This window comes from Halomonas sp. NO4 (assembly GCF_010994375.1).
Classification (GTDB): domain Bacteria; phylum Pseudomonadota; class Gammaproteobacteria; order Pseudomonadales; family Halomonadaceae; genus Halomonas.
In genome coordinates, this window is sequence record NZ_WHMA01000009.1 from 83,755 (window position 1) to 101,207 (window position 17,453).

The window sequence follows — 17,453 nt, forward strand, 5'->3', positions numbered from 1 at the left end:
ATGCCAGGCCCGTGGCCTGCCATCGTCCCAGACTCCGGAGGTCTTCATGAAGCGTCTTCTTCCCATCCTGGCCATTGGCTTGCTGACACTGGCCGGCTGCGCCAATACCGCCCCCTATGGCGGCAACGTCTATCGCGGCAACCAGACTGGCGCCGAACAGACGGTGCGCTTCGGAACCATCCAGGCCCTGCGCCAGGTGCAGATCCAGGCCGATAGCCGCGCTGGCGGCATCGTCGGCACCGGCGGCGGTGCGGTGATCGGCGGCCTGCTGGGCAACCAGGTCGGCGGCGGCTCGGGGCGCACCCTGGCTACGGCAGCCGGAGCCATCGTTGGCAGCGTGGCAGGCAGCAAGGTCGAGGAGTCAGCCAACCGCGTCACCGCCTGGGAGATGGAGATTCAGCGTGACGACGGCATGAACGTGGTGGTGGTGCAGAAGGCCGACCAGGCCTTCGAAGTGGGACAGCGCGTGCGCCTTATCGGCAGCGGAACCAACGTGACCGTCGCCCCGTACTGAGCGACTCGACGAGCCGGCAAGGCGAAGGCCCGCGGCAGCTGCCGCGGGCCTTGGCGTGTCAGCAGAGGGCCGAGTTGGCCATCACGCTCGCTGTCAGTGAAAGTCGGCCTTGTTCATGGCCCAGCCGGTGAGCTTGCCGGCAATGAGCACCACGATGCCGATGAGGATGGCGATCATCAGGATGTCTACTGGGCGTACCAAGGTCGTCGCGCCCAGGATGGCCAGCGCCAGGCTCCAGACCACGCGGTTGTCGTCATCGTGCTTGATCACCCGCGGCAGCACCTTGTCCAGGCCCGGGCTCACGGAGGACTCCCAGCGCCTGATGCTGAAAAAGAGGATGAGGGCAAAGGCAATCAGCCAGATCACGATCTCGGTCATGGGCGGTCTCCTGGAGGGATGGACATGGGGTCGCGGTTACGGGTGGCAAAACGAATCCCGCTAGGGTAGCCGCGCCACCCCCGGTGGCGCAACCGCGCCAAAAGGCGTGAATAGGCTTCAGCCAGGGCCAAGGCAACCTGAAAAATCCCTTATTCCCCCTGACACTGGCAGCGGCGGCACGTTACCATGAGACTGACATGCACACACCGAAAGGTTCATCAATGCAGATTGCGCAAAATGCCGTTGTCGCGTTCCACTACACCCTGACCAACGATGCAGGGGAGGTGCTGGACAGTTCCGAGGGCCGTGACCCCCTGACCTATCTCCACGGTGCCGGCAACATCATTCCCGGCCTGGAGAAGGAGCTCGAGGGCCACGAGGCCGGCGAAAAGCTCAATGTCGCCGTCACCCCGGAAGAGGGCTACGGGGAGGTGCAGCCGCAGCTGGTTCAGGAAGTGCCGCGGGATGCATTCCAGGGTGTGGAGTCCGTGGAGCCGGGCATGCAGTTCCAGGCCCAGACTCAGGGCGGGCCGCTGATGGTCACCGTGACCCAGGTGGAAGGCGACACCGTCACCGTTGACGGCAACCATCCGCTGGCCGGCCAGAAGCTCAACTTCGACGTCGAGATCGCCGAGGTTCGCGAGGCCAGCCAGGAAGAGATCGAGCACGGTCACGTGCACGGTGCCGGCGGCGTCGAGCACTGAATCGCCGTGCCAGTCGCGTCATGTCGGGGGCAGCCAGATGGCTGCCCCCGTCTCGTTGGAGGAAGGTCACCCGCTCAATGGCGCACCGCCGAGCGCCGCTGCGTCGCCTCGCGCGAGGCGTTGCCCTCCCCCCGGCGCCAGGCGAAGTAGCGGGAGAGCCAACCCAGCAGCCGCTCGGGCTTGTGGGCGTTCTTCCACACTCCGGCGCTCGCCTTGGCCGCTTCCGACCAGGTGGGATAGGAGTGCACGGTGCCGAGGAGCTTGTTCAGCCCGATGCCGTGTGTCATCGCCAGGGTGAACTCGGCCAGCAGTTCCCCCGCGCCGTGTCCCACCACCGCAGCGCCGAGAATCCGATCCTTGCCCGGCACGGTGAGCACCTTCACGAAGCCCTCGGTGAGCCCCTCGGCAATGGCCCGGTCGAGTTCGGCCAGCGGATAGCGGGTTACCTCGAAGGCGACGCCGCGGCTACGCGCCTCTCGTTCGGAAAGACCCACCCGCGCCACCTCCGGCTCGGTATAGGTGACCGCAGGTAGCGCCCGGTAGCTGACGCGAAAGCGCTTGAACTCGCCGAACAGAGCGTTGACGGTGGCGTGCCAGGCCTGGTGGGCGCTGGCGTGGGTGAGCTGGAACGGCCCGGCCACGTCGCCACACGCCCAGACGTTGGGCAGCACGCTCTGCAAGGCCTCGTCCACCGCCAGGGTGCCGTCGGAGCGCGTCTCCACACCCAGTGCCTCGAGCCCCAGCCCGTCGATGCTGGCCTGGCGACCCACCACCACCAGCAGGCGGTCGAACGGCACTCGCCGCTCCTGCCTCTCGCCCTTCTCGTCGCGCGCCTCGACCACCAGCACGTCGGCACCGTCATCGGCAGCCCCCGCCTCGACGCGCAGGGCGCGCGTGTCGAGCCATACGGCCACCCCCTCGGCATCGAGGCGCTGCTGCAGGACCTCGGCCACCTCGGCATCCTCCCGCGGCAGCAGCTGGCCGCCCATCTCCACCAGGCTCACCCGCGAGCCCAGCCGCGCGAAGCTCTGGCCGAGCTCGCAGCCGATGGAACCGCCGCCCAGCACCACCAGCCGCTCGGGCAGGGTCTCGAGCTGCCACAGGTTGTCGGATGTGAGGGTCTCGACGGCCTCGAGCCCGGGCAGGTCAGGCACCCGTGGCCGCGCCCCGCTGGCGATGATCACGTGGCGCGTGGTGAGCACTCGCTCGCCGCCGGGCCCGGAGACCCGCACCCGCCAAGGGTCGTCCAGATGGGCATTGCCGGCGACCACCTCGACCCCCAGCGCCTCGTAGCGCTCGCGGCTGTCGTGGGGCTCGACCTCGCGGATCGCCCGCTTGACGTGAGCCATGACGGCGGGAAAGTCGATGGCGGGCGCGGTCGTGTGCACCCCGTAGCGCGGCGCCTCGCGCACCTCCTGGGCCAGGCGCGCGGCACGGATCAGCGCCTTGGAGGGTACGCAACCGGTGTTAAGGCAGTCGCCCCCCATACGGTCGCGCTCCACCAGCGCCACCTTCGCCTTCACCGCCGCCGCGATATAGCTTGCCACCAGGCCCGCCGAGCCGCCGCCAATCACCACGATGTCGTGGTCGAAGTGCCTCGGCCGGCCGAAGCGGGCCGCCAGGTGCCGGCGCTTGGCAATGGCCACCCCCGCTCGCGCCAGCCAGGGGAAGACCCCGATCAGGGCGAAGGAGCCGATCAAGCCGGGCGAGAGAATGCCGGAGAGCGTCTGCAGCTCGCCGAGCTCGCGCCCGGCGTTCACGAACACCGCCGTGCCGGGCAGCATCCCCAGCTGGCTGACCCAGTAGAAGGTCCACAGACGCATGCGGGTGAGCCCCAGCACCAGATTGATGACGAAAAAGGGGAAGAGGGGGATCAGGCGCAGGGTGAAGAGGTAGAAGGCGCCCTCACGCCGGATGCCGGCGTTGATGCGCTCGAGCTGGGTCGCAAAGCGGCGCTCCAGAGGCCCGCGCGCGAGGGTACGCGCGATCAGCGCTGCCAGAGTCGCCCCGAGCGTGCTGGCGAAGGAGATGATCACAAGTCCCCAGCCCAGCCCGAACAGCGCCCCGCCTAGCACCGTCATCAGGGTGGCGCCGGGCAGCGACAGAGCCGCCATGATCACGTAGAGCACGAAGAAGCCGCCGACCACGGTGAGCGGATCGGCGGCCAGCCACGCCTGGAAGCGCGCCTGTTCGGCCTGGAGGTTGGCCAGGGTGAATGCCTCGTCGGCCCCGCTCAGGAAGAAGGCGGCCACGGCCAGGGCAATCACCGCCAGCAATAACAGTCGTCGCTTGCTCACTTAGGCACTCCTCGGCTCCGGGGAAAACGGTGTCTCTGCGTCGCCGGGGGGTGAGCTACCTTACAGGCGGCCCGGACGCCACGGAACCCCACCGGCGTAGCAGCATCCAAACTAGCACCCTCCCGCGACACAGGCATGCACCATGTACCGGACGTCACCTCTCACGCCACTGCTGATCGCCCTGTTGCCGGTGGCGCTCGCCTCCTCTGCCCTCGCCCAGGAGGACGCCGACAGAGCCCGCGCGGTGTTTGCCGGCGGCTGTTTCTGGTGCGTCGAAGAGGCCTTCGACAAGGTGAACGGCGTGCTCGCCACCACCTCCGGCTTCAGCGGCGGCGATGTCGAAAATCCCAGCTACGATCAAGTGGTCGCCGGCGGCACCGGCCATGCCGAAGTAGTCGAGATCGAGTACGATCCCGAGCGGGTCGACTACGAGTCGCTGCTGCACGTCTTCTGGCGCAACATCGATCCCTTCGCCGAGGGGCGGCAATTCTGCGACGTGGGCGAGAGCTATCGCAGCGCCATCTTCGTCCTGAACGAGCGGCAGCGCGAGCTGGCCGAGGCCAGCCGGGAGGCGCTGGCCGAGCGCTTCGACCGCGAGATCGCCACCGAGATCAATGAATTCGAGGCGTTCTACACCGCCGAGGAGGACCACCAGGACTACTACCGCAAGAACCCGCTGCGCTACAACTACTACAAGGCCGCCTGCGGGCGTGAGGATCGCCTCGAGCAGGTGTGGGGCGACGAGGCCGGCGGCCTAGACGCCGACTACCTGTCGCGGCGCTGAGCGTTCCTGCCACCACAGCCACAGCGCCAGGCCCAGCGTCATGCCGAGCACCAGCCAGGAGCCCAACGCCACCCCGGGCCAGCCGCCGCGCTGCCAGAACGGCTCCAGCCATGCCCCGCCCAGGCTCGCCCCCAGGTAGTAGAACACCAGGTAGAGCGCCGAAGCGCTGCCGCGGGCGCGCTCGGCGTGACGTCCGACCCAGCTCGACGCCATGGAGTGCGCCAGGAAGAAGCCGAAGGCGTTGAGGGTGAGCCCGGCGATGATCCAGCCCAGCGACGCGGCCAGGGTGACCGCCGTGCCCGCCATCAGGAGGACGATGCCCAGCATCATGCAGGCCGGCTGCGACAGCCGTCCGGCCAAGCGCCCGGAGAGCGAGGAGCCCAGCGTCCCGCCCAGGTAGGTGAGAAAGATCAGCCCCAGCAGACGGGCCCCCAGGCCGTAGGGCGCCTCGGCGAGGCGGAAGGTGAGGTAGCTGTACTGGTTGATGAAGATCAGGAAGTTGAGCCCGCCCAGCAGGTAGGCGGGCAGCAGCTGAGGGTGGCGCAGGTGCCCGACGAGGTCCGCCACGGCGCCGCGCAGCTCGAAGGGGCGCGGGGTGAAGGCACGCGCCGGCGGCAGCAGCTTCCAGAAGAGCACCAGCCCCGCCAGGGTCAGCGCCCCCACCGCCAGGAAACTCGCCGCCGAGCCGGCCACCTCGGCCACGGCGCCACCCAGGACCCGGCCCCCGATGCCTCCCAGCGTGTTCGCGCCGATGTACAGGCCCACTGCGGAGAGCAGCGCCGGCCGCTCGAACTCGTCGCCCATCCAGGCGATCGCCACCGCCGGCAATCCCCCGAGCACGAATCCCTGCACGGCCCGCAGCGCCAGCAAGGTCTCGAAGCTGGGGGCCAGGGCCAACCCCAGGGAGAGCACTCCCGCCGCGAGCAGGGTCAGGCGCATGATGCCGCCGCGGCCGATGGCGTCGGAGAGCGGGCCGAACACCAGCAGCGAAACCGCCACCGCCAGGGTGGCCACCGACATCACCAGACTGATCGCCAAGGTCGAGACGCCGTAGGCGGCGCGCAGCTCGGGGAGCAGCGGCTGGGGGGCATAGAGGTTGATGAACACCAGAAAGGAGCCGAGGCACAGCGCCAGGGTCGCGCGCCACCAGGCCGGCGTATGCGCTTGAATCATGTCACCATCGTCGCGGAAGGGCTTGGCAGGCGATGATCGCGCGCCCAAAATGATAAGCCAAACAGAAAAAAGCGATGACAACCATCACTATTGCTTATGAGCCTGCCCTTCGACCTGCGCGCCCTGCGTGTCTTCCTGGCCGTCGCCGACCGCGGCGGCTTCAGCGCCGCCGCCCGTGAGCTGAAGGTGGCCCAGTCGGCGGTCAGCCAGACCGTCGCCACCCTGGAACAGCGCCTGGAGCTGACGCTCTTTCACCGCCACGAGCGGCGCATCGGCCTCACCCCGGAGGGGGAAACCCTGCGCGCCCATGCCCGGGAACTGCTCGAGCGTGCCGATGCCACCCACCTGGCCATGCGCGAGCTGCACGGGCTGGTCAAGGGAGAGGTGCGCATCGGCATCCCCTCGATGCTCGGCTCCTACTATTTCCCGCCGCTGCTGATGGGCTTCAAGGCGCGCCACCCCGGCATCCGCCTGACGGTGGTGGAAGCCGGGGCACGCCGGCTGCAGCAGCTCATCGCCGCCGGCGAACTCGATCTGGGGGTGGTGATCGACGATGACAGCACGCGACATCTGGAGCGGCGCCACCTGCTGCGCGAGGAGATGGTGGTGTGCGTGCCGCGCGACCATCCGTTCGCCGCACGTGGGGCGGTCAGCCCCGAGGCGGTGTTCGCCGAACCCCTGGTGCTCTTCCAGGACGGCTACTTCCACCGCGAGTTCGTCGATGCCCTGGCCAGCCGCAGCGGGGCGACAGCCAACGTGGCCTTCGAGTCGAACCTGATTCCGCTGACCAAAGCGATCGTGCGCCAGGGCTTCGGCATCACCACCTTCCTGCGCCGCGTGGTGGACGAGCCGGAGCTGGCGGCTGTCTCGCTGGCCCCGCCGGCCTGGCTGGACCTCTCGCTGGCCTGGGCGAGCGGCGCCTACCTCTCCCACGCCGAGCGGGCCTTCGTGGACTTCGTCACCGACCCCCGCCACGCCTTGTGACGCCCGCCTACCCTTCGTCGCTGAAGGGCACGCGCTGCGCCAGCAGCGTCGGCGCCAGGGTGCGGCGCGCCTGCCAGTAGTGGCGCCGCCAGTAGGCGTTGTCCAGGCGCGAGAGCGTCACCCCCTGGGAGGTGGAAGCATGCAGAAAGAAGCCCTCGCCGACGTAGATACCCACGTGGTCATAGGCGCCGGGCGGGCGGAAGAAGACCAGGTCGCCGACCTCCAGGGCATCGCGCGCCACCGGATCGCCCTCCTGGACCTGCCTGCCGGTGGTGCGCGGCAACTCGAGACGAAAGGCCTCGGCAAAGACGCGCTGTACCAGCGCCGAGCAGTCGATCCCCCGCTGCGTGCTGCCGCCCAGTCGATACGGTGTGCCCGCCCAGCGCTCATGCTGGTCAAGTAGCGCCAGGCGCAGCCGTTCGGGCGGCGAGCCGTCGATGCTCCCCAGGTAGCGCGGCGTGTCCGCCGGCGACATCATGGGGTCCCAGCCGTGGGGCAGGCCCGGCATCTGGCGGGCGAAATAGTCGTCCGGCGCCTGGTCGGGACGCGATGACGACCCGGCACAGCCGACCAGCAGCAGCAGGGCCAGCAGCAGCCCCGCTTTTCCCGCGGCACACAGCGATCTTGTGGTAACCATCCGGCGAGAGCCTCATGCCCTGAGCCGCACCTTGCCACCGCCGCGGTGGTGACCGCGCGGCGATCCTGGGCAGTCGCTGTGGCAGTGGCGTCAAGATGCCACTGGCGCAGCGGCCCCCGGCGGCTCGCTGTCTTGGCAAGCAGACCCCCGAAAAGGGGCCATTTCCATCCAACGGGTGACTATAAGCCATCCCCCGAAAGCATGGCGATCTTCTAATGCAGAGTGCGTGCATCCCCCGGCAGCGTATCGACATGCATCGGCGCCCAGTGGCGCGGCCGCGCCCCGGGAAAGTCGAGGCTCGCCCAGGGGCCGCCCAGCGGCGGAGCCCCGGTCAGCCAGGCGACCAGCGCTTGGCGCATGCCGGCGAGAAAGCTGTCCCGCTCGGGGGTCTCGCCCATGAAGAACGAGAAGCCGGCATAGAGAGCGCGGGCATAGGCGCTCCAGTTGGCATAGTGCTCGGCGGCCAGCGCATGGGCACGCTCCAGGACGTCATCGAAGGCGTCGGCTTGCAGCCAGCCGAGCTGACGCCCGGCAATCGCCAGGTCCACCGCCTGAGCCAGGTCCCAGGCGGTCAGATCGACCTCGTTGCAGCCATCCTCGTTGTCGCGCACCCGCCGCAGGCGCAGCAGATGGTTGCGGTCCTCCTCGCTGCATTCCCCGGACTCCAGCATGGCGATCTCGGAGGCCAGCCGCGCCGCGTTGAGGGTGTAGGGGGCGTAGTTGATCTGGTATTCCTGGCGATCCCCCGCCTCGAGCAGGAAGTGGACGAACTCGGCCAGTTCGGCGGGCCCGGTGATGGCGTAGTGATCGTCGACCCACTCGCGGATCGACACCGCCTCGCGCTCGCTCTCCACCCGAGGTTCGCTCCAGGCCGGCATGTTGAGCGGCCCCACCAGCGCCATGGCGGTGAAGCGTCGCAGACTGGGTCGCGGCCCCGGCTCGCGCCACTCGCGGCTGCGCCAGTCCAGCCAGTGGAAGGGGCTGCCGGGATCCTCCAGGTGCCAGCGAATCTCCGCGGTCAGCGGCGGCTGTTCGGCCTCGGGCAGCAGCGCCTCCCAGTGGGCCCAGGCCTCGAGAAGGCGTCGCGCGTCGGGATAGAAACGGCACAGGGTGCTGCACAGGGCCTCGGCGAAACGCTCCAGGGCCGCCGATTCGAAGGCTTCGGTGTCCATCGCCATCTGCAGGTAGAAGGCGTATTTCTCGGCCATGTGAACGGTAGCTGCGTAGCGGCTCGCCTGGCGCAGGGCATCGCGGGCGGCCAGGTCGGCCGAAGCGGGCGCGCCGAAGCGCGTCTCGGCACCCGGCAAGGCGCCGTGCGCGGCATCGGCGGCGAGCTGGTTGAGGTGGTGGGCCTGAGCCGGCAGCCAGTAGCGCGCCAGCGCCTCGGTGCCCTCGTCGGGGTGCAACTCGAGGGTGTCGCGCAGATAGTTCAGGGCATCGTCGCGCCGGGTCGCCGGGACCGGCGCTAGGGGCCCTTGCCGGGTGGCGAGTTCCGGCTCGCGCACGGAGGCGAGCGCCGATACCCAGTGGCGCGGAGAACGGCGCCACTCGGCCATGGCCTGCCGCGCCGCCTCCCGCTCGTCCGGCTCGACCAGTTCCTGCAGCGCAGTGCGCCACGGGCTCACCGGCGACTGCAGCAACAGCTGCCAGTCACGCTCCAGGCTCTTCAGGCGGTTGCGTCCCTCGAACAGGCTGCGACCGCGCTGATAGGCCCGCGCCAGCGCCGACCAGTCGCTGTAGCGATGCTGCACCAGCTCCAGGGCATGGGTGGCAAAGGCCGCGGCTTCCGTCTCCTCGAGCCACCCCTGGCAGGCGCCCGCCCAGGCCAGGTCGACCAGGCGCAGCCAGTCCCAGGCGGCCCACTCCAGCGGCTCGCCCTGCTCCAGGAAAGCCAGCATGACCCGACCGTAGGCGGCATCCGGGGCGGGCAGCGCCTCGCGCCAGGCCCGGCGGGCATCGGCATCGGCCTGCAGCAGACGCGTGGCGTCGAGATCCCAGGCCTGGCGATGGCCCTGTCCGGCCAGCCACAGCAGGCAGCGGACCAGGTCGTCGCGCCCCTCGATCTGCCACCCCTCGGCCAGCCAGGCGGCAGCGTCCGGCCAGTCCTGGGGTATCGCCGGCAGCGCCACCACCGGAGCGAAGGCGGCACGCAGTCGCCAGGCGCGCTCGCCGGGCGCATCGGGCCACAGCGACGGGCCGTGCCGCTCGCGGGCAACCCATTCGGCCACCAGACTCCAGGTGACACCCTCCCCCTCGTGCTCGAGCTTGGAGAGCGCCTCGCAAGCCTCCCAGAAGCCATCGTCGCCGCGCACCCAGCCCTCGGCGCTGCGCGCGTGCAACAGCGCTTCCAGCCAGTCGTCGAGGTCGGCGTGCCCCGCGGTGATCTCGTCGGCCAGGTGCAGCGCCCAGCTGCGCGCACGCGCCGCGGGGATCCAGCCGGCGGCCCCCGCCAGGGCCGCGAGTTCGAGTGTGGCCAGCAGGCGCGCCGGATCGGCATGCCCGCCGTCGCACGACTCGAGCAGCCGCCAGCCGAGCTCGCCGCGATCATTGATGCCCAGCGCATCCAGCCGCGCGGCCGCTGCCGACGCATCGAGCGCCAGGGGATCGGGGGCAAAGGCCCAGCCACACAGGACCAGTTGCTGGGCCCACCAGGCATTCAGGGGGTCGACCAAGGCTCACCTCGACGTTCCAAGCGACGGGAGCGGGCGTCTCTCGGCCCGCGCAAATGGCGCCTAGTGTAACGGAAAGCGCGGCGCACGCCGATGGGCGCGACACGCAAAAACCCGCCGTATCGGCGTTACCATGGCTTGGCGAGGCGTTTTAAATATTGCACACTCGACCGACAAGATAATCAACATGCCCGGAGTCCCCATGTCCCGCTCCTCCCTGCCGATCACCAACGACGCCTACATAGCCGGCCAGTGGCGCGGCGCCGCGCGCCGTTTTGCCGTGACCGACCCCGCCACCGGCGAGCTCCTGGCCGAGGTCCCCGACCTCTCCGCCGAGGATGCCCGCGACGCCGTGGCCGCCGCCGAGGCCACCTGGCCGGCCTGGCGGCGGCAAACCGCCAAGCAGCGCGCCGCCCTGCTGCGTGCCTGGTTCGATGCCATCATGGCCCACCAGGAGCCGCTCGCCCGGTTGATGACCCGCGAACAGGGCAAGCCGCTGGCCGAAGCCCGCGGCGAGGTCGCTTATGGCGCATCGTTCGTGGAGTTCTACGCCGAGGAGGCCAAGCGCATGGCCGGCGAGACGCTGCCCGGCCACGGCGCCGACAAGCGCATCCTGGTGTTTCGCGAACCGATCGGCGTGGTGGCGGCCATCACCCCCTGGAACTTCCCGCTGGCGATGATCACCCGCAAGTGCGCCCCGGCGCTGGCCGCCGGCTGCCCGGTGGTGATCAAGCCCGCCGAGGCCACCCCGCTCACCGCCCTGGCGCTGGCGAAACTGGCCGAGGAGGTGGGTTTCCCCGCCGGGGTGATCAACGTGGTCACGGCGAGCCAGCCGGCGGCCATCGGCGAGGTGCTGACCACCGACCCGCGGGTGCGCAAGGTCTCCTTCACCGGCTCCACGGCGGTGGGCAAGCGACTGCTCGCCCAGTGTGCCGGCACGGTCAAGAAGGCCTCCCTGGAACTCGGCGGCAACGCCCCCTTCATCGTCTTCGACGACGCCGATCTGGATGCCGCCGTGGAAGGCGCCATCGCCTCCAAGTACCGCAACTCGGGCCAGACCTGCGTATGCACCAACCGCCTGCTGGTTCAGGCCGGCGTCTATGACGCCTTCGTGGCGAAGCTCGCCGCCCGCGTCGCCGAGCTCAAGGTGGGCAACGGCCTCGAGGAGGGCGTGGTGCAGGGGCCGCTGATCAACCCGGCCGCCGTGGACAAGGTGCGCGCCCACATCGCCGATGCGCTTGAGAAGGGCGGTCGCCTGGTGTGCGGCGGCGAACCCCACGCCCTGGGCGGCACCTTCTTTGAGCCCACGGTGATCGCCGATGTCACCCCCGCAATGCGCGTCGCCCGCGAGGAGACCTTCGGCCCCCTGGCGCCGGTGTTCCGCTTCGAGGACGACGCCGAGGCGATCGAGCAGGCCAACGCCACCGAGTTCGGGCTGGCGGCCTACTTCTACGCCCGCGACTACCGGCGCATCTGGCATGTCATGGAGGCGCTGGAGTATGGCATGGTGGCCGTCAACGAGGGGATTCTCTCCACGGAGCTGGCACCCTTCGGCGGCGTCAAGGAGTCCGGTCTGGGGCGCGAGGGCTCGCGCCACGGCCTGGACGAGTTCACTGAACTAAAATACGTCTGTGTCGGCGGCCTTTGATCGCCACAAACCCACGGATTCCGGGAGTCATCATGAACAACGCACAGCTCAACGAACTCAAGCAGCGCTACGTCGCCAGCGGCGCGGCGAGCCCCGCCACCCAGTTCGCCGACCGCGCCGAGAACGCGCTGATCTGGGATGCCGACGGCAACCGCATCATCGACTTCGCCGGCGGCATCGGCGTGCTCAACATCGGCCACCGCCATCCCAAGGTGGTCGAGGCCGTGAAGGCGCAGCTGGACAAGGTCATGCATACCTGCCAAACGGTAATGCCCTACGAGGGCTATGTGCGCGTGGCCGAGAAGCTCAGCCAGATCACGCCGGTGCGCGGCCACGCCAAGGTGATGCTCGCCAACTCCGGGGCCGAGGCACTGGAGAACGCCGTCAAGGTGGCCCGCGCCGCCACCGGCAAGAACAACGTGATCTGCTTCGACGGCGGCTACCATGGCCGCACCTTCATGACCATGGCCATGAACGGCAAGGTCGCCCCCTACGCCACCGACTTCGGCAGCATGCCGGGCAACGTCTTCCGCGCCCCCTACCCGGTGCCCTACCACGGCGTCAGCGAGGACGAGGCGCTGCGCGGTCTGAAGATGGCGCTCAAGACCGACGCCAACCCCCGCGACACCGCGGCCATCGTGCTCGAGCCGGTGCTCGGCGAGGGCGGCTTCTATGCGGCCCCGGCGAGCTTCCTCAAGGCGATTCGCGAGATCTGCGACGAGCACGGCATGCTGATGATCGCCGACGAGGTGCAGTCCGGCTTCGGGCGTACCGGCAAGATGTTCGCCATCGAGCACAGCGGCGTCGAGCCCGACATCATCACCATGGCCAAGAGCATGGCCGACGGCATGCCGATCTCCGCCGTGGTGGGCACCGACAAGCACATGGACGCCTCCGGCGGCAACTCTCTGGGCGGCACCTACACCGGAAGCCCGGTCTCCTGCGCCGCGGTGCTGGCGGTGCTCGAGGTGTTCGAGGAGGAGAATATCCTCGAGAAGAGCCAAGCGCTCGGCGACAAGCTGGCCCAGCGCTTCGTCCAGTGGGAGGCGCAGTTCGCCTGCGTCGACAACCCGCGCCACCTGGGCGCCATGGCCGCCTTCGAGCTGGTCACCGACAAGCAGGCCCACAGCCCGGATGCGGAGCTGGCTGCCGCGCTGTGCAAGAAGGCCCGCGAAAAGGGGCTGGTGCTGCTCTCCTGCGGGCTCTACGGCAACACCATTCGCTTCCTGATGCCGGTGACCATCGAGGACGAAGTGCTCCAGGAAGGGCTCGACATCGTCGAGGCGTCCCTCAAGGAGCTGGTGGGCAGCCAGGCCGCAGCCACTGCCTGAGCCCTGCCCCAGGCCCGATAACGAACCGCCCGGCTGGTGACAGCCGGGCGGTTGTCTATGGCAGCCAGGCTCAGCCCTGTCGCACCTTGGCGATCACCCACAGCAACACCACCGATCCCACGGTGGCCGTCACCAGCGAGCCGACGAAGCCGCCGGCCTGAAGGCCCAGCAGGCTGAACAGAAAGCCGCCGACCAGCGCACCGACCACCCCGACCCCGATGTTGCCGAGGATGCCGAACCCGCCACCGCGCATGATGTGGCCGGCGATCCAGCCCGCCAGCCCGCCGATGATCAACCAGGCAATCACTCCCATCATCCGTTCTCCTCTTCCGTGCTCAGGGGCAAGTCGCGGGACCGTCGGATAACGGCCCCGCTGTGGACACCGCCGGGTCGGTCGCGTTCAGAAGGACGACCCGGGCTGCTCGAGAAAGGCCAGTTCCTCGGGCGTGGACTCGCGCCCCAGGATGGCATTGCGATGAGGGTAGCGACCGAAGCGCTCGAGAATATCGCGATGGCGCCGCTCGAAACGCAGGTTCTCCTCCAGGCCCGGCTGATCGAACAGACGCAGCGCCTCGTCATGGATCGCCAGCGACTCGCTGTGCATGTAGGGCATGTAGAGAAAGGCCCGCTGCAGCGTCGTGAGCGGCCGATCCAGTCCCTGGCCCACCGCCTCCTGGGCGAGCACCAGGGCGACAGGATCGGCGGCAAAGGCGTCCGGCGTATCACGGTGGACGTTGCGCGAGAACTGGTCGAGCACGATCACCTCGGCCAGCCGCCCCTGCGCCGCGCGGCGCCACGGCCACAGCTCGCCCTGCTGCGCCGCCGCGAGCAGCGCGCCGAAGCGCTGCGTGATCTCGGCATCCAGCGCCGGGTCCTTGCGGAACCACTGGGCAGGTGCGAGTTCGCGGAACCAGAAATCGAGCACCGCCTCGGCGCCCGGCAGATCGGTCGGCATGGATGGCTCCCTCCCCGGTGACGGTCGGCGACCTCGCCGCTTGCTGCTATCATGGGCCGCTCTCGTGTCCGCCATCAACCCGGGTATGTCGCTGATGCCGCTCCTTCCTGTGCTGGAAGCCCTCACCATTCCCTTCAACCTGCTCGGCCTGGTGATCTGCCTGGTCGGCCTGACCCTGGCGCAACGCCGCCAGCGGCGCTGGCCCTGGTATGGCATGGCGGTGGCCGGCTTCATGGTCGCCGCCACGCCGACCCTCCTCGCGCAGCTTTTGCTGCTGCGCTGAGGGGCCTGCCATGCGCCAGCCGCTGACCCGCGAACTCGCCGACCTGGTCGAACGCGGCCGCGACCGCCAGCTGCGCCTGGCCGTCACCGGGCTGTCGCGCGCCGGCAAGACCGCCTTTCTCACCTCGCTGGTCAACCAACTGCGCCACGCCGGACTGGAGGCGCGCCTCGACCTGCTGCCGGCGGCCCGCGAAGGACGCCTGCTCGGCGCCCGTCGCGTCAGCCAGCCCGACCTGGCGGTGCCGCGCTTCCCCTACGACCAGGCCATGGCGGCCCTGGCCGCCGAGCCCCCACACTGGCCGGCGCCCACCCGCGGCATCAGCGAACTGCGCCTGTCGATCCGCTACCGGCCGACGCGTAGCGGCCTGTGGCGCGGCGACACAGGCCAGCTCGCGCTCGACCTCTTCGACTACCCCGGCGAGTGGCTGCTCGACCTGCCGCTGCTGGGCACCGACTACCTGCGCTGGAGCACGCAGGTGCTGGCGGGCGCGGGCGCCCAGCGGCGTGCGCTGATGGCCGAGTGGGAGCGGGCCGCGGCGCGCCTCGACCCGGCGGCGGAAGCCAACGAGGCGGAGCTTGCCGCCATCGCCGAGCAGTACGCCATGGCCCTGCGCGCTGCCCGCGAGGCCGGCTTCGCCGACCTGCAGCCGGGGCGCTTCCTGCTGCCCGGCGACCTCGCCGGCGCTCCGGTGCTGCAGTTCTTTCCCCTGCCGGGCCTGGCCGACGGCGACCGCGAGCGACTCGAGGCGCTCCCTCCGGAGAGCGTCTACGCCACCCTGGCGGCGCGCTTTCGCCACTACCAGCAACACATCGTCAAGCCCTTCTACCGCGACCACTTCCGCCGCTTCGACCGCCAGATCGTGCTGGTCGACGTACTCGGCGCGCTCAACGCCGGCCCCGAGCGCTTCGAGGACCTCGCCCGGGCGCTCGCCACCCTGATGCAGAGCTTCGACTACGGCAAGCGCAGCCTGCTCTCGCGCCTCTTCGCCCCGCGCATCGACCGGCTGGCCATTGCCGCCACCAAGGCCGACCACGTCACACCCGAGCAGCACCCGCGCCTCACCGCCCTGCTCGAGGCACTGCTCGCCGAGCCGCTCAAGGACCTGCGCTACGCCAACGTGCCGGTCAAGGCACTATCACTGGCCTCGATCCGCGCCACCGACGTCCACGAGGTCGTCCACCAGGGCGAGCGCACCCCGGCCCTGCGGGGGACCACCCTGGACGGCGAGTCGCTGCTGCTGTTCCCCGGCGAGGTGCCGAGCCGGCTGCCCGATGCCGACTTCTGGGCGCGCCAGGGCTTCGCCTTCACCGCCTTTCGGCCTCCGCCGTCGCCGCACGGCGCCCTGCCCCACATCCGCCTCGACGCCGCCCTCGACTGGCTGCTCGGAGACAAGCTGCGATGACCACGCCTCGACCCCACCCCGGCGACGACGACCCGCAACCCGGGCGTCGCTTCGCCCTGGACGACGACGCCCCGCCCGCGCCGGCGAGCGTCACGCCGAGACAGGATTTCGACCCCCACCTGCCCTCGCGGCTCGCCGCCACGGAGTCGACGCGCGCCGAGCACGACCTGGAAAGCGGCCTGATGCGCCCCCGGAAGCGGCGCTGGGGCCTGCTGGGTCTGTTGACCGGCGGCCTGGCGCTGGGCACCGCCGAGCTCGCCGTGACGCTGCCCGCCACGCTCGCCGGCGGCGACTGGCTGGCCGGCGGCTGGCAGCTGCTGGGGCTGGCTGCCATCGCCCTGGGGACCGCTGCCCTGGGTCGCGAACTCTGGCGCCTGCGCCGGCTGCGCCGCCACGACCGCCTGCGCGAGCGCCTCGCCCGCCTGCCCCGGGCCGATGCCCGAGAGGGCCTGGCGCAGGCCGATGAGCTCAAGCGCCAGCTCGACCTCGACGACGACCACCCCCACTGGCTCGCCTTTCGCGACGCCGTCCAGCCGCACCACGGCGGCGACGAGCTGCGCGCCCTGCTGGCTCACCACCTGCTGGCCCCGCGCGATCGCGAGGCACGGCGGCTGATCTCGCGGATGAGTGGGGAAACCGCCGTCATGGTGGCCGTGAGCCCCCTGACGCTGGTCGACATGGGACTGGTGGCCTGGCGCAACCTGGCGATGGTCGATCGGGTGTGCCGGCTGTATGGCCTGGAGCTCGGCTACGCCAGCCGCCTGCGCCTGCTGCGTGGGGTGCTGCACAACATGGCCTTTGCCGGCGCTTCGGAGATGGCCAGCGACACCGGCATGGAGATACTCTCCCTTGACCTCGCCGGGCGCCTCTCGACCCGGGCCGGCCAGGGGCTGGGCATCGGCCTGCTCAGCGCCCGCCTGGGGCTGCGCGCCCAGCGGTTGACCCGCCCGCTCGCGTTCACGGACGACGAGGCGCCCCGCCTCGGCGACCTGCGCCGCGAGCTGTGGCAGCAGCTTCGCCGGCTGGAGGCCAAGGAATCGGAGCGCTGAAGTCGCCTATCTTGACCGCGGTCATGACAACCAGGCCGCCGCCAGCTAGGCTCGAAGTGACTTCCCCTCACTCACACCGCCACACAGGACGCTGCCATGTTCCACACCATCCTTGTTCCCGTCGACGGCTCCGAGCACAGCAAGAAGGCGCTGACCGTGGCCTGTCAGCTCGCCCGGCAGAGCAACGCCACCCTGCACATCCTGCACATCCCGGAAGAGCTGGCCCACGAGACCACCCTGGTGTGGGGCATCGGGGCCATTGCCCTGGAGGCCTCCCGCGAGGACCGCGAACGGACCGGCCGGCAGATCGTCGATCGTGCCGCCGAGGACGCCCGTCAGCAGGGGGCCACGCAGGTGGAAACCCTCATCGGCCAGGGCGACCCGGCGCGCACCATCGTCAGCGAGGCGCGCAAGAGCGGTGCAGACGCCATCGTCATGGGTAGCCGGGGGCTCAGCGACCTCAAGGGCCTGGTGGTCGGCAGCGTCTCGCACAAAGTGAGCCATGCCGCCACCTGCACGGTGATCACGGTACGTTGAGCCGGATCGAACGCCATCTCCCTGATTTGGCGTGGGGGGCTACACCGCGTTTGGCGCCGGCCGCGGGAATCCGTATAGTGGCCCCCTTACTCCCGCCACACGTTCGTG

At 69.9% G+C, this 17,453-nt stretch carries 17 protein-coding genes; 10 read left to right on the top strand and 7 right to left on the bottom strand.

Annotated elements, in window-relative coordinates:
- Nucleotides 1–46: 46 nt before the first annotated feature.
- Entirely contained in the window at nucleotides 47–514 is a 468-nt protein-coding gene (locus tag FEF15_RS09155; RefSeq protein WP_163558850.1) for a glycine zipper 2TM domain-containing protein, read from the top strand.
- Between the two features lie 93 nt (nucleotides 515–607).
- On the opposite strand, the gene FEF15_RS09160 is transcribed toward FEF15_RS09155, so the two are convergent.
- Entirely contained in the window at nucleotides 608–892 is a 285-nt protein-coding gene (locus tag FEF15_RS09160) for a hypothetical protein (RefSeq protein WP_163558851.1), read from the bottom strand.
- A 221-nt stretch (nucleotides 893–1,113) separates the two neighbouring features.
- Here FEF15_RS09160 and FEF15_RS09165 point away from each other — a divergent pair, with 221 nt between their 5' ends.
- Nucleotides 1,114–1,596, top strand: coding sequence for a peptidylprolyl isomerase (locus FEF15_RS09165; RefSeq protein ID WP_163558852.1), 483 nt, complete (start codon nucleotides 1,114–1,116; stop codon nucleotides 1,594–1,596).
- 74 nt (nucleotides 1,597–1,670) lie between these two features.
- Here the strand turns inward: FEF15_RS09165 and FEF15_RS09170 are convergent, their stop codons facing one another.
- Nucleotides 1,671–3,893, bottom strand: a complete 2,223-nt coding sequence (locus FEF15_RS09170) for a bifunctional TVP38/TMEM64 family protein/FAD-dependent oxidoreductase (RefSeq protein ID WP_163558853.1) — start codon at nucleotides 3,891–3,893, stop codon at nucleotides 1,671–1,673.
- 142 nt (nucleotides 3,894–4,035) lie between these two features.
- Here FEF15_RS09170 and msrA point away from each other — a divergent pair, with 142 nt between their 5' ends.
- On the top strand, nucleotides 4,036–4,677 hold the full coding sequence (gene msrA / locus FEF15_RS09175) for a peptide-methionine (S)-S-oxide reductase MsrA (RefSeq protein WP_163558854.1): 642 nt from the start codon (nucleotides 4,036–4,038) through the stop codon (nucleotides 4,675–4,677).
- On the opposite strand, the gene FEF15_RS09180 is transcribed toward msrA, so the two are convergent.
- On the bottom strand, nucleotides 4,648–5,850 hold the full coding sequence (locus tag FEF15_RS09180; protein WP_163558855.1) for an MFS transporter: 1,203 nt from the start codon (nucleotides 5,848–5,850) through the stop codon (nucleotides 4,648–4,650). The genes msrA and FEF15_RS09180 overlap by 30 nt on opposite strands.
- A gap of 96 nt (nucleotides 5,851–5,946) precedes the next feature.
- On the opposite strand from FEF15_RS09180, the gene FEF15_RS09185 reads away from it, so the two are divergent.
- Complete coding sequence (locus tag FEF15_RS09185; RefSeq protein WP_163558856.1) at nucleotides 5,947–6,834, top strand: LysR family transcriptional regulator; 888 nt, start codon at nucleotides 5,947–5,949, stop codon at nucleotides 6,832–6,834.
- 7 nt (nucleotides 6,835–6,841) lie between these two features.
- On the opposite strand, the gene FEF15_RS09190 is transcribed toward FEF15_RS09185, so the two are convergent.
- Both FEF15_RS09190 and FEF15_RS09195 read right to left on the bottom strand, forming a co-directional pair.
- Nucleotides 6,842–7,471: an NlpC/P60 family protein gene (locus FEF15_RS09190; RefSeq protein WP_163558857.1), complete on the bottom strand. Its 630-nt coding sequence runs from the start codon at nucleotides 7,469–7,471 to the stop codon at nucleotides 6,842–6,844.
- A 212-nt stretch (nucleotides 7,472–7,683) separates the two neighbouring features.
- Nucleotides 7,684–10,143: a DUF1266 domain-containing protein gene (locus tag FEF15_RS09195; protein WP_163558858.1), complete on the bottom strand. Its 2,460-nt coding sequence runs from the start codon at nucleotides 10,141–10,143 to the stop codon at nucleotides 7,684–7,686.
- A 199-nt stretch (nucleotides 10,144–10,342) separates the two neighbouring features.
- On the opposite strand from FEF15_RS09195, the gene FEF15_RS09200 reads away from it, so the two are divergent.
- Both FEF15_RS09200 and gabT read left to right on the top strand, forming a co-directional pair.
- Nucleotides 10,343–11,788: an NAD-dependent succinate-semialdehyde dehydrogenase gene (locus tag FEF15_RS09200; RefSeq protein ID WP_163558859.1), complete on the top strand. Its 1,446-nt coding sequence runs from the start codon at nucleotides 10,343–10,345 to the stop codon at nucleotides 11,786–11,788.
- A 32-nt stretch (nucleotides 11,789–11,820) separates the two neighbouring features.
- A complete protein-coding gene (gene gabT, locus FEF15_RS09205; protein WP_163558860.1) occupies nucleotides 11,821–13,119 on the top strand; it encodes a 4-aminobutyrate--2-oxoglutarate transaminase in 1,299 nt (432 codons plus the stop codon).
- A 70-nt stretch (nucleotides 13,120–13,189) separates the two neighbouring features.
- Here gabT and FEF15_RS09210 read toward each other — a convergent pair whose 3' ends face one another.
- Both FEF15_RS09210 and FEF15_RS09215 read right to left on the bottom strand, forming a co-directional pair.
- The gene (locus FEF15_RS09210; RefSeq protein ID WP_089682006.1) at nucleotides 13,190–13,432 is read right to left on the bottom strand and encodes a GlsB/YeaQ/YmgE family stress response membrane protein; all 243 of its coding nucleotides are present in this window, start codon (nucleotides 13,430–13,432) and stop codon (nucleotides 13,190–13,192) included.
- A gap of 87 nt (nucleotides 13,433–13,519) precedes the next feature.
- A complete protein-coding gene (locus FEF15_RS09215) occupies nucleotides 13,520–14,074 on the bottom strand; it encodes a DUF924 family protein (RefSeq protein ID WP_163558861.1) in 555 nt (184 codons plus the stop codon).
- Nucleotides 14,075–14,168: 94 nt separating this feature from the next.
- Here FEF15_RS09215 and FEF15_RS09220 point away from each other — a divergent pair, with 94 nt between their 5' ends.
- The 4 genes from FEF15_RS09220 (at nucleotide 14,169) to FEF15_RS09235 (ending at nucleotide 17,345) form a co-directional block, all read left to right on the top strand.
- The gene (locus tag FEF15_RS09220; protein WP_163558862.1) at nucleotides 14,169–14,357 is read left to right on the top strand and encodes a hypothetical protein; all 189 of its coding nucleotides are present in this window, start codon (nucleotides 14,169–14,171) and stop codon (nucleotides 14,355–14,357) included.
- 10 nt (nucleotides 14,358–14,367) lie between these two features.
- The gene (locus tag FEF15_RS09225) at nucleotides 14,368–15,759 is read left to right on the top strand and encodes a YcjX family protein (RefSeq protein ID WP_163558863.1); all 1,392 of its coding nucleotides are present in this window, start codon (nucleotides 14,368–14,370) and stop codon (nucleotides 15,757–15,759) included.
- The gene (locus tag FEF15_RS09230; RefSeq protein ID WP_163558864.1) at nucleotides 15,756–16,808 is read left to right on the top strand and encodes a TIGR01620 family protein; all 1,053 of its coding nucleotides are present in this window, start codon (nucleotides 15,756–15,758) and stop codon (nucleotides 16,806–16,808) included. The genes FEF15_RS09225 and FEF15_RS09230 overlap by 4 nt, the downstream gene beginning before the upstream one ends.
- Before the next feature lie 96 nt (nucleotides 16,809–16,904).
- Nucleotides 16,905–17,345, top strand: a complete 441-nt coding sequence (locus tag FEF15_RS09235; protein ID WP_163558865.1) for a universal stress protein — start codon at nucleotides 16,905–16,907, stop codon at nucleotides 17,343–17,345.
- Nucleotides 17,346–17,453: the final 108 nt, after the last annotated feature.